The sequence below is a fragment of the Streptomyces fragilis genome (assembly GCF_003112515.1).
GTDB lineage: Bacteria > Actinomycetota > Actinomycetes > Streptomycetales > Streptomycetaceae > Streptomyces > Streptomyces fragilis.
Genome location: NZ_BEVZ01000004.1, coordinates 778552 through 793745, shown reverse-complemented (window position 1 = coordinate 793745; position 15194 = coordinate 778552). Strand labels below are relative to the sequence as shown.

The 15194-nt window shown below is 73.9% G+C and carries 14 protein-coding genes and 2 pseudogenes; 6 read left to right on the top strand and 10 right to left on the bottom strand.

The window, feature by feature from the left end; translation table 11 throughout:
• Positions 1–53 precede the first annotated feature (53 nt).
• Positions 54–1331, top strand: a complete 1278-nt coding sequence (locus Sfr03f_RS16765; protein ID WP_108954685.1) for a thymidine phosphorylase — start codon at positions 54–56, stop codon at positions 1329–1331.
• Positions 1332–1359: 28 nt separating this feature from the next.
• Here the strand turns inward: Sfr03f_RS16765 and Sfr03f_RS16760 are convergent.
• Positions 1360–2510, bottom strand: a pseudogene (locus Sfr03f_RS16760) (PP2C family protein-serine/threonine phosphatase).
• 204 nt (positions 2511–2714) lie between these two features.
• On the opposite strand from Sfr03f_RS16760, the pseudogene Sfr03f_RS31265 reads away from it, so the two are divergent.
• A pseudogene (locus Sfr03f_RS31265) lies at positions 2715–2921 on the top strand (hypothetical protein); the annotation flags it as partial.
• A 27-nt stretch (positions 2922–2948) separates the two neighbouring features.
• On the opposite strand, the gene Sfr03f_RS16750 reads toward Sfr03f_RS31265, so the two are convergent.
• Positions 2949–3974 carry a sigma-70 family RNA polymerase sigma factor gene (locus Sfr03f_RS16750; RefSeq protein WP_108954683.1) on the bottom strand — a complete coding sequence of 342 codons (1026 nt, stop codon included), beginning with the start codon at positions 3972–3974 and terminating at the stop codon, positions 2949–2951.
• Positions 3975–4097: 123 nt separating this feature from the next.
• Positions 4098–5381 (bottom strand): MFS transporter, encoded by a 1284-nt coding sequence (locus Sfr03f_RS16745; RefSeq protein ID WP_108954682.1) that lies wholly within the window; start codon positions 5379–5381, stop codon positions 4098–4100.
• A 63-nt stretch (positions 5382–5444) separates the two neighbouring features.
• On the opposite strand from Sfr03f_RS16745, the gene Sfr03f_RS16740 reads away from it, so the two are divergent.
• On the top strand, positions 5445–6398 hold the full coding sequence (locus Sfr03f_RS16740) for a LysR family transcriptional regulator (protein WP_108955037.1): 954 nt from the start codon (positions 5445–5447) through the stop codon (positions 6396–6398).
• Between the two features lie 10 nt (positions 6399–6408).
• Here the strand turns inward: Sfr03f_RS16740 and Sfr03f_RS16735 are convergent, their stop codons facing one another.
• Positions 6409–7233, bottom strand: a complete 825-nt coding sequence (locus tag Sfr03f_RS16735) for an alpha/beta hydrolase (RefSeq protein ID WP_245967593.1) — start codon at positions 7231–7233, stop codon at positions 6409–6411.
• Between the two features lie 86 nt (positions 7234–7319).
• Between Sfr03f_RS16735 and Sfr03f_RS16730 the strand changes: the two genes are divergently transcribed.
• Both Sfr03f_RS16730 and Sfr03f_RS16725 read left to right on the top strand, forming a co-directional pair.
• Complete coding sequence (locus Sfr03f_RS16730; RefSeq protein WP_108954681.1) at positions 7320–8435, top strand: adenosine deaminase; 1116 nt, start codon at positions 7320–7322, stop codon at positions 8433–8435.
• A 170-nt stretch (positions 8436–8605) separates the two neighbouring features.
• Positions 8606–9040 (top strand): ATP-binding protein, encoded by a 435-nt coding sequence (locus Sfr03f_RS16725; RefSeq protein WP_108954680.1) that lies wholly within the window; start codon positions 8606–8608, stop codon positions 9038–9040.
• 109 nt (positions 9041–9149) lie between these two features.
• On the opposite strand, the gene Sfr03f_RS16720 is transcribed toward Sfr03f_RS16725, so the two are convergent.
• From Sfr03f_RS16720 to afsQ1, 5 genes are all read right to left on the bottom strand, one after another.
• On the bottom strand, positions 9150–9359 hold the full coding sequence (locus tag Sfr03f_RS16720; RefSeq protein ID WP_108954679.1) for a PspC domain-containing protein: 210 nt from the start codon (positions 9357–9359) through the stop codon (positions 9150–9152).
• 111 nt (positions 9360–9470) lie between these two features.
• Positions 9471–10028, bottom strand: a complete 558-nt coding sequence (locus Sfr03f_RS16715; protein WP_108954678.1) for a VanZ family protein — start codon at positions 10026–10028, stop codon at positions 9471–9473.
• An 85-nt stretch (positions 10029–10113) separates the two neighbouring features.
• Positions 10114–10725, bottom strand: coding sequence for a hypothetical protein (locus Sfr03f_RS16710; protein WP_174721598.1), 612 nt, complete (start codon positions 10723–10725; stop codon positions 10114–10116).
• The gene (locus tag Sfr03f_RS16705; RefSeq protein ID WP_435841914.1) at positions 10722–12473 is read right to left on the bottom strand and encodes an ATP-binding protein; all 1752 of its coding nucleotides are present in this window, start codon (positions 12471–12473) and stop codon (positions 10722–10724) included. The genes Sfr03f_RS16710 and Sfr03f_RS16705 overlap by 4 nt, the downstream gene beginning before the upstream one ends.
• Positions 12470–13147 (bottom strand): two-component system response regulator AfsQ1, encoded by a 678-nt coding sequence (gene afsQ1, locus Sfr03f_RS16700; protein WP_159105658.1) that lies wholly within the window; start codon positions 13145–13147, stop codon positions 12470–12472. Before afsQ1 ends, Sfr03f_RS16705 begins: the two co-directional genes overlap by 4 nt.
• Before the next feature lie 203 nt (positions 13148–13350).
• Between afsQ1 and Sfr03f_RS16695 the strand changes: the two genes are divergently transcribed.
• Positions 13351–14154, top strand: a complete 804-nt coding sequence (locus Sfr03f_RS16695; RefSeq protein ID WP_108954676.1) for a SigE family RNA polymerase sigma factor — start codon at positions 13351–13353, stop codon at positions 14152–14154.
• A gap of 296 nt (positions 14155–14450) precedes the next feature.
• On the opposite strand, the gene Sfr03f_RS16690 is transcribed toward Sfr03f_RS16695, so the two are convergent.
• Positions 14451–15098: a uridine kinase family protein gene (locus Sfr03f_RS16690; RefSeq protein WP_108954675.1), complete on the bottom strand. Its 648-nt coding sequence runs from the start codon at positions 15096–15098 to the stop codon at positions 14451–14453.
• Positions 15099–15194 lie beyond the last annotated feature (96 nt).

Genomic DNA, 15194 nt, shown 5'->3' with positions numbered 1-15194 from the left:
GCGGCCGGCCCGCCGGCAAGATCACCGCAACGAAGCGAAGAAGGGGCCGTCCCATGGACGCCATCACCGTCATCCGAGCCAAGCGCGACCGCGCGGAGCTGACCGACGAGCAGATCGACTGGGTCGTCGACGCCTACACCCGCGGCGAGGTCGCCGACTACCAGATGGCCGCCCTCAACATGGCGATCCTCCTCAACGGCATGAACCGCCGCGAGATCGCCCGCTGGACCGCCGCCATGATCGCCTCCGGCGAGCGGATGGACTTCTCCTCCCTCTCCCGCCCCACCGCCGACAAGCACTCCACCGGCGGTGTCGGCGACAAGATCACCCTCCCGCTCGCGCCGCTGGTCGCCGCCTGCGGCGCGGCCGTCCCGCAGCTCTCCGGCCGCGGCCTCGGCCACACCGGCGGCACCCTCGACAAGCTGGAGTCGATTCCCGGCTGGCGAGCCTCGCTGTCCAACGAGGAGATGCTCGCCGTCCTCGACGACGTCGGCGCCGTGATCTGCGCCGCCGGCGAGGGCCTCGCCCCGGCCGACCGCAAGCTCTACGCGCTGCGCGACGTCACCGGCACCGTGGAGGCCATCCCGCTGATCGCCTCCTCGATCATGTCCAAGAAGATCGCCGAGGGAACCGGCGCCCTGGTCCTGGACGTCAAGGTCGGCTCCGGCGCGTTCATGAAGACCCTGGACGACGCCCGTGAGCTGGCCACCACCATGGTCGGCCTGGGCCGCGACCACGGCGTGAACACGGTCGCGCTGCTCACCGACATGTCCACCCCGCTCGGCCTCACCGCCGGCAACGCGCTCGAGGTCCGCGAGTCCGTCGAGGTGCTGGCCGGCGGCGGTCCCTCCGACGTCGTAGAGCTGACCCTCGCCCTGGCCCGCGAGATGCTCGCCGCGGCCGGACTCCCCGACGCCGACCCGGCCAAGGCGCTCGCCGACGGCTCCGCGATGGACGCCTGGCGCCGCATGATCCGCGCCCAGGGCGGCGACCCGGACGCCGCGCTGCCCACCTCCCGCGAGCAGCACGTCGTCACCGCCCCGTCCTCCGGTGTGCTGACCCGCCTGGACGCCTACGCCGTCGGCATCGCCGCCTGGCGCCTGGGCGCGGGCCGCGCCCGCAAGGAGGACCCGGTGCAGGCCGCCGCCGGCGTCGAGCTGCACGCGAAGCCGGGCGACACCGTCACCGCGGGCGCCCCGCTGATGACGCTGCACACCGACACCCCGGAGCGCTTCCCGTACGCCCTGGAGTCCCTGCGGGACGCGTACGACGTCGCCGCCGCGGGCACGGACTTCACCGCCCCGCCGGTGGTCCTGGAGCGCATCGGCTGACGAGGCCGCCGGTGCGGCCCCGCCCGCCTCAACCCGACGAGGCGGGCCGGGGCCGCCACTCCACCATCAGGATGGTGGCGTCGTCGGTCAGCCTGTTGCTGTGGTGGTCGAGGATGTCGTGGATGAGCAGCCGCAGGGTCTCCGCGGGCTGCTGACCGCCGGCCGCGGACCGGATGATGAAGTCGGCGAACCGCTCGAGCCCGAACTCGTCGCCGCCCCGGCGGGCCTCGACGACGCCGTCGGTGTACAGCAGCACCCGGTCGCCGGGCCGCAGGACCGTTTCGTTCACCGTGCGGGTGGTGGCGGGGCCGAGCAGCCCGTGCAGGCCCATGGGCGGCTCCGGCGGGCAGCCCAGCGCCCTGGGGAGCACGCGCTGGCCGCGGATCAGCAGGGGGGCGGGGTGACCGCAGTTGACCCAGCGCAGCACCCCGGTCTCGGCGTCCAGCTGGCACACGACGCCGGTGCAGAACTGGTCGGGGAGCCACCGGGCGAGGGCCTGGTCGACGGATTCCACCATCTCGGGCAGGTCCGCGGGGAACGGCGGGCGTTGCGGCAGCACGCCAGCGCCACCGCCGTGGTCAGGCCGGACGCCAGGTCGTGGCCCATGGAGTCGAAGATGCCCGCGTGCAGGATGTTGCGGGTCAGCGAGTGGTCGAAGGCGTCCCCGCCCAGGTCGTAGGCCGGCTCCAGCACCCCGGTGGAGATCACCGAGGTGGTGCCGATGCTGCGGGGCGGCAGGAAGGCGCGCAGCATCTCGGTGTGCGCGTGCATGGTGCGGGTGCGGGTACGGGCCACGAACCAGTCGCTGTAGGTCCGCTTGGTGGTGACCACCATGGACAGCGTGTGGGCCAGCAGGCGGCACCGGCGCAGCCGCACCGCGTCCATCGTCGACGCCCGCACCCCCAGCACGCCGAGCCGTTCGGCCCCGTCGACCAGGGGCACCCAGACCATCAGGTCGCCGTTGTCGTCCTCGAGCCGCAGCGAGACCGTGCGGTAGGCCCAGCCGGCCTTGCTGTCGTCCACCGGCAGCGGGGCGTCCTGCTCGTCGAGCGGCACCAGGACGCGCTGCTGCAGGTCGACCAGGTAGACGGCCGCTCCGCTCAGGCCCATCGCCCGGGCGCAGCGCTCCACCAGCCCGGGCAGCTGGTAGGGGATGATCGCGTGGACGTCCGCGAGCATCGTCTCCAGCAACCGCTCGTCCAAACCCTGGGCCGCCGGCTGGTCGGGAACGTCCGTCACGACATCGTCTCCCTCCGTCGCCCCCACCCTCACACCCCGCGGGCCACGGCCCCACCGGCCGGGACGCAGACGGAGCAACGGTTCCCCCGGGAGCGGGGCGCCCCGCGCCGATGAGTCCGGCGCCCGCCTCCGGTCTACCCGGACATGAGGGACCCGGAAGTGGTGGTGCTCGTGCCGGACGGGCCTGTCGGAAGGGACGGGGCCGCGCGGCTGTGCGACGCCGCGCGGGAGGGACTGGCCGCGGGCGCGGCCGTGGTGGCCTGCGACGTCCGCGGGGTGCGGCGCCCCTCGCTCGGCACCGTCGACCTGATCGCCCGCCTGATGCTCACCGCCCGGCGGGCCGGGGGCCGCGTGCTGCTGCGCGGCCCCGACCCGGCGCTACTCGCCCTGCTCGGCCTCGTCGGGCTGACCGTCGGCGTCGAGGCGCCCGGCGAGACCGAACAGCGGGAAGAAGCGCTGCGTGTCGAGGAAACAGTGCATCGCGGCGATCCGCCCCTCTGACACCTCCAGCACCTGCACCGCCCACGGGGTGTACCCGCCGCGCTCCGGGTCGGGCTTGTAGTGGGCGTACCCCGGCAGGCCGTTGACCTCCACCGGGAGCAGCTTCGAGCCCGCGCAGCCCGCGCCGGCCGTGGTCATGAATCCGGTCATGTCCGAGGGACCCAGCAGCCACAGGTCGAACGGCGGCATGGTCATGATGGCGTCCTCGTGGAGCAGCGCCGTCAGCGCGGCCATGTCGTAGCCCTCGAAGGCGGCGACGTAGCGCTCCAGGAGCTTCTGCTGCTCCTCGTCCAGCGGGTCGGACACCTCGCCCTGCCGTTCCCCGCCGCGCTCGGCGAGGGTGGCCCGGGCCCGCTGCAGGGCGCTGTTGACCGACGCCACCGAGGTGTCCAGCAGCTCGGCGACCTCGCTCGCCCGCCAGGCCAGCACCTCGCGCAGGATCAGCACCACGCGCTGCTTGGGCGGCAGGTCCTGCAGCGCCGCCATGAAGGCGAGCCGCACCGACTCCTTGGCGACGGCCTGCTCGGCGGGGTCGGTGAGGTCCGGCAGCACCCGGGAGTCCGGGGCCGGCTCCAGCCAGGTGTGGTCGGGGCGCGGGGTCAGCGCGGCCTGCGCCAGCGGCGTGGCGGCGGACAGGTCGACCGGCCTGGCCCGCTTGTTGCCGGCCGACAGCATGTCCAGGCAGACGTTGGTGGCGATCCGGTAGAGCCAGGAGCGGAGGCTGGAGCGCCCCTCGAACTTCTCCCGGCTGCGCCAGGCGCGGATCATCGTGTCCTGCACCGCGTCCTCGGCCTCGAAGGACGAGCCGAGCATGCGGTAGCAGTAGCCGGTGAGCTCCCTGCGGTAGCTCTCCATGGCCGCCTCTGACGCGGCCGCCCCGGTCGCTGTGGATACGTCGGTCATGGCAACCCGCCCCTCGGTACGCCTGTCGCGTGCAGCACTTCGGAAGCTACCGCAGCCCACCGACAACGTCCTGCGGGACCGGGGAAGTCGCAGGTGGGGCGCCCGTGCGGGGGCGAGGCGGCGTCAGGCCGCCGGGGCCGGCCGGCGGGCCGCCAGGGTGCCCAGCAGGGTGATCGCCGCGACACCGGCCACGGCCAGCAGCCCCACGGCCACCGTGCCGCCCCAGCCCGCCGCGTGGAAGGCCACCGCGCCCAGGGTCGAGCCCACGCTGGAGCCGATGTAGTACGCGGACTGGTACAGCGCCGCCGCCTGGGCGCGGCCGTGCTGCGCGGCCTGGCTGACCGCGGAGGAGGCCGCCGAGTGGCCGGCGAAGAACCCGCCGGTCACCAGCACCAGGCCCAGCAGGATCAGGGGCAGCCGGTCGGCGAGCGAGACCAGCAGGCCCCCCGCCGTCAGCGCGCCGGACAGGTACAGCGTGCCCCGGCGGCCGAACCGGGCGACCAGCCGCCCGGAGGCGGACGCGGACACCGTCCCGACCAGGTAGACCAGGAAGACGGAGCCGACCACGCCCTGCGGCAGGGAGAACGGCTCCTCGGTCAGCCGGTAGCCGATCACCGTGTACACGCCGCCGAACACCGTCATGAACAGCGCGCCGATCGCGTACAGCCGCCGCAGCAGCGGGTTCGCCAGGTGGTCGCGCACCGTGCGGGCGACCACGCCGGGCCGCAGCGAGCCGCGGGTGAAGTGCTTCGGCTCCGGCAGCAGCAGGCGGAACGCCACCGCGCAGGCCACCGCCAGCACGCCCAGCACCGCCAGGGCCACCCGCCAGCCCCACTCCTGCGCGACCCAGCCGCTCAGCACCCGGCCGCTCATGCCGCCGACGCTGTTGCCGGCCACGTACAGCCCGACCGCGGTGATCAGTGCCCGCGGCCGCACCTCCTCCGCCAGGTACGCGGTCGCCGAGGCGGGCAGCCCCGCCAGGGCCGCGCCCTGCACCGCGCGCAGCGCCACCAGCACCCCGAGCGAGGGCGCGAAGGGCACCAGCAGTCCGACGCCGACCGCCACGGCGACCGCTCCGGTCATCGTGGCGCGGCGCCCGAACCGTTCGGAGAGCGCGCTCATCGGGATGACGAACAGCGCGAGGCCGCCGGTCGCGGCGGCCACCGTCCAGGACACGTCGCTGACGGTGGAGCCGTAGTCGGCGGAGATCAGGGGGAGGAGTGCCTGCGTGGAGTAGAGGAGGGCGAAGGTCGCGACCCCGGCGAGGAAGAGCGCCAGGCTCATCCGGCGGTAGGCGGGGGTGCCGACGTCGACCCGGGTGTCCGGGGAGGCGGTGGCGGCGGGCGGAGCGGGGACGGGGGTCGCGGCGCCCACGCGGGTGGACGCCCCGGTACTGGCAGCAGGCATGGTTCGACCGTACGAACCGCCCCGCTCATCCGTCCAATGCACGGACTGGCCATAATCGTTCCCGTGGTGCATCAGCAGAGCTCACAGGAGTGGCTGTCACGGACCGGTGACGTGGAAGACATCGTCACGAACCTCGTACCGCGCCTCGCGTACTTCGCGGGCGTGGCCCGCAACGAGCACGTCACGCGGGCCGCGCAGGAGATGCGGGTGCCGCAGTCGACGCTCTCCCGGGCCGTCGCCCGGCTGGAGGAGGACCTCGGGGTCGACCTCTTCGCCCGGCGCGGCCGCACGGTGGCCCTCACACCTGCGGGACGCACCTTCCTGGCCTCCGTGGAGCGGGCGCTGGCCGACCTGGAGCGGGCCGCCGAGGAGGTCCGCGCGGACGCCGACGCGGCGGTCGGCAAGGTCGCCTTCGGGTTCCTGCACACCATGGGCGCGGAGACGGTGCCCGGGCTGATCCACGCCTTCCGCGCCGATCACCCGGGGATCCGGTTCAGCCTCGTGCAGAACTACGGCGAGGCGATGCTGGAGGGCCTGCGCCGCGGGGAGCTCGACCTGTGCCTGACCTCGCCGGTGCCGGACGCCCCCGACCTGGTGGCCCGCCGCCTCGACGAGCAGAAGCTGCGGCTGGTGGTGCCCGCCGACCACCGGCTGGCCTCCCGGCGGCGGATCCGGCTGTCGGAGGCGGCGGAGGAGACCTTCGTGACGCTGGAGACCGGCTACGGGCTGCGGCGCATCACCGACGACCTGTGCGCGCAGGCCGGGTTCCGGCCGCGCGTCGCCTTCGAGGGCGAGGAGGCCGAGACGCTGCGCGGGCTGGTCGCGGCCGGGCTGGGCGTCGCGCTGCTGCCGCCGCCGGCCTTTCCGCGGCCCGGGGTCGCGGAGCTCGCCGTCACCGCGCCGCGGGCGGTCCGCGAGATCGGCGTCGCCTGGCTCGACGGCCACCCCGACACCCCGCCGGTGGCCGCCTTCAAGAAGTTCCTGCTCTCCCGCCGCGGCCACCTGCTGCCCACCTGAGCCCCGGTGGTCACCCCTCGCGCAGGCGGCCGAAGCCGGAGGCGAGGGGCATGCGCAGGCCCAGGGGCGGGGGCGCCGCGAGGGCGTCCCGGACGGCCCGCGGGAGGGGCGACCCGAAGAGCGTGCCGAGCGCGAAGTCGGCGGTGAGCGTGTGGACCTCCCACCGGTAGGCCCGCAGCGCGTGCCCGTCGGTGTGCACCTCGAACCGGCACACCTCCCGGTTCGTCTTCTTGATCCGCTCGGCCAGCCGGAACGACCGCTCCGGCGCACAGCGCGCGTCGTCCGTGCCGTGCACGACCAGCACCTGACGGGACGCCAGCTGCTTGACCGGCTCGGGCCCGGCCGCCGCCCCGTGCCCGCCGTCCGGCGGCAGCCAGGGGGCCAGCGCGACCACCGACCTGACGGCCGGGTGCCCGGCGGCCCGCAGCGCCGCCCGGCCGCCCATGTCCACCCCGACCAGGCACACCGGCACGTCGCCGTACCGCCGCACCGCCTCGTCGGCGGCGAGCCCCGCGTCCTCGGCGAGCGTCGCGTCCTCGCCGTTCCAGCCGCCCAGCCGGTAGCGCACCAGGTGCACCGCCAGCCCGTGCCGCTCCCCGGCGCGGGCGAGCCGCCTCCCCAGGGAGCGCATCGAGAGGTACCCGGCCGCGGGGGACGGCGCGCGGTCGGACTCCTCCTTGCCGCGGGGCAGCAGCAGCACCACCCCGGCGACCGTGCGGGAACCGTCCGGCCGCCGCAGGGGCCGCGCGGCGAACGGCTTGCCGAGCCGGTCCGGTCCGTCCGGGCGGTCCGGGCGGTCCGGTCGGTCCGGGCTGCGGGTGCCTTGGTGTGCCATGCGCCCACACTGGCAGAACACCGCGCCCACGCCACCCTTTCGCGCGGGATCTACGCGCGTAGGGAATTGCGCGTTATGGTTCAGCGATGAAGAGCCAGACCATCCACGCCCCGACCGCGGAGCAGATCCGCCGGGCCCCGAAGGTCGTGCTGCACGACCACCTCGACGGCGGCCTGCGCCCCGGCACGGTCGTCGAACTCGCCCGTGAGAACGGCTACGGGTCGCTGCCGTACGACGACACCGACAAGCTCGGCTCCTGGTTCCGCGAGGCCGCCGACTCCGGTTCCCTGGAGCGGTACCTGGAGACCTTCGCCCACACCGTCGGCGTGATGCAGACCGAGAACGCCCTGCGCCGGGTGGCCGCCGAGTGCGCCGAGGACCTCGCCGCCGACGGCGTGGTCTACGCCGAGGTGCGATACGCACCCGAACAGCACCTGGAGGGCGGGCTGACGCTGGAGCAGGTCGTCGAGGCCGTCAACGCCGGGTTCCGGGAAGGGGAGCGGCGCGCGCGGGAGAACGGCCACCGCATCCGCGTCGGCGCCCTGCTCACCGCCATGCGGCACGCCGCCCGTTCGCTGGAGATCGCCGAACTCGCCAACCGGTACCGGGACTCCGGCGTGGTCGGCTTCGACATCGCGGGCGCCGAGGCCGGGTACCCGCCCACCCGCCACCTGGACGCCTTCGAGTTCCTGAAGCGGGAGAACAACCACTTCACCATCCACGCCGGCGAGGCCTTCGGGCTGCCGTCGATCTGGCAGGCCCTGCAGTGGTGCGGCGCCGACCGGCTCGGTCACGGCGTGCGGATCATCGACGACATCCAGGTCGCCGAGGACGGCTCGGTGGAGCTCGGCCGGCTCGCCGCCTACGTCCGCGACAAGCGGATCCCGCTGGAGCTCTGCCCGACCTCCAACCTGCAGACCGGTGCGGTGGACTCCTACGCGAACCATCCGATCGGCCTGCTGAGGCGGCTGCACTTCCGGGTCACCGTCAACACCGACAACCGCCTGATGTCCGGTACCACCATGAGCCGTGAATTCGAGCACCTTGTCGAGACTTTCGATTATGCACTCGACGACCTGCAGTGGTTCACCGTCAATGCGATGAAATCAGCATTCATTCCTTTCGATGAAAGGGTGGCGATGATCGATGACGTGATCAAGCCGGGCTACGCCACGCTGAAGGCGGAGTGGCTGTTCCGCTGATACGCGTCTGAGCTGCGGTGACGTCGAGATCAGGAGGGCCGGGCGGATCATCCGCCCGGCCCTCCTGTGGTGGAACCGGCGCATTTCGGTGTTTGCGGACCGTGCCGGTCGGTGTTTACGGTCGTGGACCGCTCGGTCCCCCGTCATCGCAATCCAAGGACGCATTCACTATGAAGCAGTCTGCTGCCAAGACCCTCGGTGTCGCCGCCCTCGGCGCCGCCTTCGCGGCGGTCGGCGCGGGTGCCGCCACGGCTGCCCCGGCCCTCCCGGACGCCGGCCCCGCGCTGAGCGGCATGACCGGCGCGGTGCCCGCGGACGGCATCGGGGACGCCCTCCAGGGCCCCCTGGTCCAGGGCCTGCAGGGCGCCGGCGACCAGCTCGGCGGCATCGGCGACGAGCTCGGCGGCATGGGGATGGACGCCGCCATGGGCAGCGCGGAGAAGGTGTCCGGCGCGGCCCAGGACCGCGACGCCGGCGCCCGCGCCAACGGGGGCGAGGAGGCGGCCTCCCCGCTCGGCAAGGTGACGCCGCTGCTCGGCGGCCTCGGCCTCGGCGAGATGAACATGGGCTCCGGCAGCAACCTCAACGGCCTGCCCCTCGGCTGACCCCGCCGCCCCCGCATGCCCGAAGGGGCGCGACCGGTCTCCCGGTCGCGCCCCTTCCGGTCTGCCCGCGCGCTCCCCCTGCCGTTCCGTGCCGCTCCGTGCCGCGGTGTCAGACGACGGTGGAGCGGCGCGCCGCCCGCCTCTCGTCCGGCAGCAGGATCCACAGCGCGACGTACAGCAGGAACTGCGGCCCCGGCAGCAGGCAGGAGACCAGGAAGATCACCCGCATGGTGGTCGCGGAGACGCCGAAGCGCTTGGCCAGCGCGGCGCAGACTCCGGCGATCATGCGGCCGTGGGTGGGGCGAACGAGGCTGCTCATGGCTGCTCCTCCGTAGAGCGTCATCAGAGTGTCGTCTCTGCCGGGAGGCGACCCCCGCGGCCGCCCCCTACGCCATCCACGCTACGTCGGCAAAAGGGGCAAGGCATCGCTCTACGGGGCGATCGGGACCCTGGGAAACCTCGGGGGCAGACCCTGAGCCGCCTCCTGGTCGACACCCTCCGGGGCCGGCCGCGCACGGCGGCCGAGCCGTCGCCGCAGGGCGGCCCGGCCGGCCGGGACCACGGCCAGGTGCGTCACCGTGACGCCGGCGGTGTTCAGGATCAGCGAGTCGACGTCGACCACCTGACCGGGGACGCCGGTCTGCAGCAGTTCGATGCCCAGCGAGATGAGCACCCCGGCCGCGACCGTGCGGGCCAGCGAGAGGAGCGTCGCCGCCCGCAGCCGGCCGTCGGCCAGCGGCAGCAGCACCCCCAGCGGCGCCAGCAGCGCCAGGTCCTCGACGATGCGCCGGGTGGCCGGCCACCAGCCGAGGGCCAGGTCCGCGCGTATCCCCGCCATCGGCCGGACGTTCGCCGGGGTGATCCAGGGGACGTCCAGCGGCCTGAGCGTCAGCCATCCGACGACGGCGAGGTGTGCGGCGAGGAGGAGGACACCTGCCGTGCGAAATCCGGTGGCGACGTTGCCGTCGCCCGAGCGTTGACGCTGCACGTGCCTCTAGACGCCGCCCCGTGCCCCGCGGTTCCGGGACCGCCGCACCCGTGCCGTTGCCCGGCCGCACGTGTGGCCGCGGCCGTCACTGCGCCGGGGCGGCGGTGGCGGAGGGGACCGGAGTGGCGGTCGGATGGTTCCGTACGTCCGGCGGGCACTCGTAGCGGGTCAGGTCGCCCTTCGGGCCGCCGAGGATGACCGAGCCCGCTCCCTGGGTGGCGGCCGACTCGGCGAAGGTGCAGACGATCTGGGCCAGCGCCCCGTCGCGCAGCCGGTCCGGCCGCACGTTCAGACGGAAGGCCTCCGCCGGGTCGCCGCGCCGGTGGCCCTGCACACCGGTGCCGAACGGGACGAGCGTCCGGTAGCCGTCCGCCGCTTCCCCCGGCAGGGGAGGCCGGGCCAGCTCGTCGAGCAGGCCCTGCGCCACCAGCGTCCGCCGCGAGGCCCCCTCGGTGTTCCCCGGCAGCCCCACCGTGCGCTCCACCAACGTCAGCTGGCCCGCGCACAGCAGGTACACCCGCACCGGCACCCGGGCGTCGTTCGACGGCACCGGTGAGGGATCCGAGACGGGGCACGGCTTGCGCGACGGGGCCGGGCCGGAGTCCACCGGGACCTCCGTCGCCCGGATCCCGCACCCGGCGATCAACGCCGCCGGTATCACGCCCAGCAGCAGAGCCCTCGCCGCCCTTCGCCTCACCGACCGCTCCTCTGCCTCTGCCGGGCGGCCGCCTGCTGCTCCACCGCGGCCTGCTCCGCCGCCGCGGACGCGTCCAACGGCAGGCGCAGGGTGAACACCGCGCCGCCCTCGGGGGAGTTGGCGGCGGCGATCTCACCGCCGTGGATGTGCGCGTTCTCCAGCGCGATGGAGAGCCCCAGACCCGAGCCCTCGGAACGCGGGCGGGAGGCGCTCGCCTTGTAGAACCGGTCGAAGACGTGCGGCAGCACCTCCTCGGGGATGCCCGGACCGTGGTCGCGGACCTCGATCACCAGCACCTTGCCCGCCGCCTCCGAGGAGTCCTCCGCGCCCTCGGCGCCGGCGTCCGCGTCCGCGACCTGCTCGGCCCGCTCGCCCACGTCGTGCGCGGAGTGCCCGACGTGAGGGGTGAGCGGCGCGAGCTGGGCGAGGGGCGCCGCAGGGGCGTCCTCCACCCGCACCGACACCCGCACCGGGGAGCCGCCGTGCTTGAGCGCGTTGCCGATCAGGTTGGCGAGCACGACGTCCAGCCGCCGCGGGTCCAGCCGCGCCATGACGCCGCGCTCCGCGTCGAGCTCCACCGCGTCCAGCCAGGCCCGGGCGTCGACGCAGGCGGTGATCTGGTCGGCGATGTCGACGTCGTCGAGGACCAGGCGGGCGGTGCCCGCGTCGAAGCGGGTGACCTCCATCAGGTTCTCCACCAGGTCGCCCAGGCGCCGGGTCTCGCTGACCACCAGCCGCACGGCCGGCTCGATCATCGGGTCGATGCCGCCGGTCTCCGCGTCGAGCTCCTCCTCCAGCACCTCCGTCACCGCGGTGATCGCGGTCAGCGGGGTGCGCAGCTCGTGCGACATGTCGGCGACGAAGCGGCGGGACGCCTCGTCGCGGGCGGTCATCTCCGCCACCCGGTGCTCCAACGCGGCGGCGGTGCGGTTGAACGTCCGTGACAGTTCGGCGAGTTCGTCGGTGCCGGAGACCTGGAGGCGGGTGTCCAGCTTGCCCTCGCCCAGCCGGCGGGCGGCGATGCCCAGCCGGTGCACCGGCCGCAGCACGGTGGTGGCGGCCGCCTGCGCCAGCAGCGCGGAGCCGACCAGCGCCAGCGCGGTGGCGATGCCCAGGGACCAGGCCAGCGAGTTGAGGTCCTTCGCCTCCGGCTCGAGGGACTTCAGCATGTAGCCGGTCGGGCCGTCGGCGATCCGCGCCCCGGCCACCAGGCAGGGGGTGTCGTTCTCGTCCACCGTCCGCTGCCAGTACACGTGGTACGGCGAAGGGTTGGCGGCGGTCAGCTTCTGCTCGCGGTTCACCGCCTCGCGCAGCGAGAGCGGCACGTCCGCCAGGGTGAACTGGTCCAGCTCCGCCGAAGGGGCGGTGATCGGCTGCCCGTCGGGCGAGGTGGACATCAGCAGCACGCTGAAGTTCTGGCTGCTCCGGGACATCTGCTCGGCCGCCTGGCGCAGTTCCTCCCGGCTCGCGTCCGCCGGCAGCACGCCGGCGCGGTCCTCCAGTTCGTCCTTGAAGTCGTGCAGCACCGCGTCCTGGGCGCGGGTCAGCACGGCCTCACGGTTGAGCCAGTACGCGATGCCGGACGCCGTCACCGCCGCGGTCAGCGCGACCAGGCCGAAGACCAGCACCAGCCGCAGCCGCAGGCTGGTGAAGCGCATCGAGCGGGTTCTCGGGGGAGGGGCGTCGCCGCCCCGCGCGGCGGACGGCTCCGGGCCCGGGGACGTGTCCGGGGAGTGCGGCTCGGTCACTGCGGCTGGTCCAGGCGGTAACCGACGCCCCGCACCGTGCGGATCAGCGTCGGGGAGGACGGCACGTCCTCCACCTTGGCGCGCAGCCGCTGCACACAGGCGTCCACCAGGCGCGAGTCGCCCAGGTAGTCGTGCTCCCACACCAGCCGCAGCAACTGCTGGCGGGACAGCGCCTGCCCGGGGCGGCGGCTGAGCTCCAGCAGCAGCCGCAGCTCGGTCGGGGTGAGCTGCAGCTCCTCCCCGTTCTTGGTCACCGTCATCGCGGAGCGGTCGATGACCAGCGAGCCGAACGCCGCCGAGTCGCTCGACTCGCGCTCCCCGCGGCGCAGCACCGCGCGGATCCGGGCGTCCAGGACCCTGCCCTGCACCGGCTTGACCACGTAGTCGTCGGCGCCGGACTCCAGCCCGACCACCACGTCGATGTCGTCGCTGCGCGCGGTCAGCAGGATGATCGGCAGCTGGTCGGTCCGGCGGATGCGCCGGCAGACCTCGAAACCGTCGATTCCGGGAAGCATGACGTCGAGCACGATCAGATCCGGCCGCTGCTCGCGCAGCAACTGGAGACCGTCCTCACCGCTCGCAGCGGTCGCCACGCGGTGCCCCTGGCGGGTCAGGGAGAGCTCCAGGGCCGTACGGATGGCGTCGTCGTCCTCGATCAGCAACAGGGAAGGCACGGGCTCATTCTGGCCCATGGCCCTCACGGAGGGAATTCCGGTTGCCGGAACACCTGTTCGCCCCAGCTCACGGCCGGGACGCCCCGGACGGCGGTCACCGTGCGGGGAGCCTGTGACAGGTCTGTGACAGTCGGCGGACACCGTCATGAAGTGTCCTCGGCAACATCTTTCTCACGGACAGGCACATGACGGGGAGGCGCGGGATGAGCACTCTGCTCAGCAATGGCACTGGTGCAGTGGCCACGCGTCTGCACGACGTGGTGATCCGGGGGGAGCGGTCCGGCGTCGTGGGGGCGCGGGGCTGCGTGCGGGGAACCGGCGGCCGGCACGGCGTTCCGGCGCAGCCGGCGCCGGGCCCCGCGGCGAACGTGCCCGTGACGCCTTCCGTGACGTCCTCCGTGACGCCTTCCGTGCCGGCGCAGCGTACGGCCGCCGATCCGGTCCGGGGGGACCAGGGCGGCCCGCGCGCCACCGGGGGCGGGCTGTCGGAGGCCGAGTTCACCGCCTACGTGCGGGAACGGCGGGCCTCGCTGTACGCCACCGCGTACCACCTGACCGGCGACCGCTTCGAGGCGGAGGACCTGCTGCAGAGCGCGCTGTTCTCCACCTACCGGGCGTGGGACCGGATCAGCGACAAGGCGGCGGTGGGCGGTTACCTGCGGCGCACCATGACCAACCTGCACATCAGTGCCTGGCGCCGCCGCAAGCTCAACGAATACCCGACCGAGGAGCTGCCGGAGACGGCCGGCGACCTGGACTCCATGCGCGGCACCGAGCTGCGCACCGTCCTGTGGCAGGCGCTCTCCCGGCTCCCCGAGCCGCAGCGGACCATGCTGGTCCTGCGGTACTACGAGGGCCGCACCGATCCGGAGATCGCGGACATCCTCGACATCAGCGTCGGCACGGTCAAGTCCAGCATCTGGCGGTCGCTGCGGCGGCTGCGGGAGGACCAGGTCCTGGCACTCGGCCGTGACGAGGAGGAAGCCTTCGGCGAACTGGTCGCCTGAAGGTCAGGAGGGCTCACGGGGGATCGGAGCCCTTGGGGGGACGGGGGAAACACGGGGGAACGGGTCCGGGCGGTTCCGGGGGGAGCCGGCCGGACCGGGGGAGCCTAAGGGGACCCCACGGGGGAGACGAGGGTCTCCGCGGGGGAGCACGGGGGAAAGCGGGGGGCACGGGGGAGAGGGCGGGACCGGAAGCGGGGGCTTTCCGGTCCCGCCCTCTTTCGTGCGGTGCGCTGGGAACAGGGGGCGTGCCGTCGCGCCCGGTGCGGGTCCGCGTTCGCCCGCGGGGCCGCCTCGGCTCAGCCGGCGGTCGCCCGGCTCCCGCCGGCCCGCGCCGTCGCCGCGTTGACCACGGCCGCGACCCGCGCTTCGGCCTCCGGCCGGTCGCAGGGGTACGCCCCCAGCGACGTCTGCCGCGCCACGATGGTCCGTTCCGACCGCATCAGCCGCCAGCCCCGCCGCAGCAGGAACGGCACCGACTTGCGCCCCTCGCGCAGGTCCCGCAGGAACCGCCGCCGGAACGTGGTCACCGACCCCCGGGTCAGGCACAGGGCGTCGCCCAGCAGCCCCAGCTCGCGGCAGCGGGAGACGATCTCCGCGGCGAAGATCCCCTCCGCGACGAACACCGGCGCGCCGGCGATGTCCAGCTCCGTCCGCCCGGTGCGGGCGCTGAGCGAGATGTCGTACACCGGCACCTCGGTCCGCCCCGTCCGGCACAGCGACGCGATCGCGGCCACCGCCGCCTCCGTGTCCCAGGACAGCGGGTGGTCCCAGTCGATGTCCTCGCTCCCGGCCAGCAGAGGCAGCGAGGGGTCGCTGTGCTCCTTGTAGAAGTCGTCGAGCCGCAGCACCGGCAGCCCGGTGGCGGCGGCGAGCAACGACTTCCCGGACCCGGAGGGGCCGCAGAGGAGAACGACACGTGTCGGCGAGGAGAACTGGGTGGTCACGAGGTACCAGTCTGCGCCATCGAACGTGCTTCGAACGAGTCGGCGGCGTCACTTTGGCGCGGACGTCACATCGAGGACCGCGTCCGCGCGCCGAGC

What these genes read in the sequence shown, in the direction of transcription:
- Sfr03f_RS16695 (WP_108954676.1), top strand. Translation starts at nt 13,351, where the DNA reads ATGAGCACTCTGCTCAGCAATGGCACTGGTGCAGTGGCCACGCGTCTG.
- Sfr03f_RS16720 (WP_108954679.1), bottom strand. Translation starts at nt 9,359, where the DNA reads ATGAGCAGCCTCGTTCGCCCCACCCACGGCCGCATGATCGCCGGAGTC.
- Sfr03f_RS16730 (WP_108954681.1), top strand. Translation starts at nt 7,320, where the DNA reads ATGAAGAGCCAGACCATCCACGCCCCGACCGCGGAGCAGATCCGCCGG.
- Sfr03f_RS16750 (WP_108954683.1), bottom strand. Translation starts at nt 3,974, where the DNA reads ATGACCGACGTATCCACAGCGACCGGGGCGGCCGCGTCAGAGGCGGCC.
- Sfr03f_RS16745 (WP_108954682.1), bottom strand. Translation starts at nt 5,381, where the DNA reads ATGCCTGCTGCCAGTACCGGGGCGTCCACCCGCGTGGGCGCCGCGACC.
- Sfr03f_RS16725 (WP_108954680.1), top strand. Translation starts at nt 8,606, where the DNA reads ATGAAGCAGTCTGCTGCCAAGACCCTCGGTGTCGCCGCCCTCGGCGCC.
- Sfr03f_RS16735 (WP_245967593.1), bottom strand. Translation starts at nt 7,233, where the DNA reads ATGGCACACCAAGGCACCCGCAGCCCGGACCGACCGGACCGCCCGGAC.
- Sfr03f_RS16765 (WP_108954685.1), top strand. Translation starts at nt 54, where the DNA reads ATGGACGCCATCACCGTCATCCGAGCCAAGCGCGACCGCGCGGAGCTG.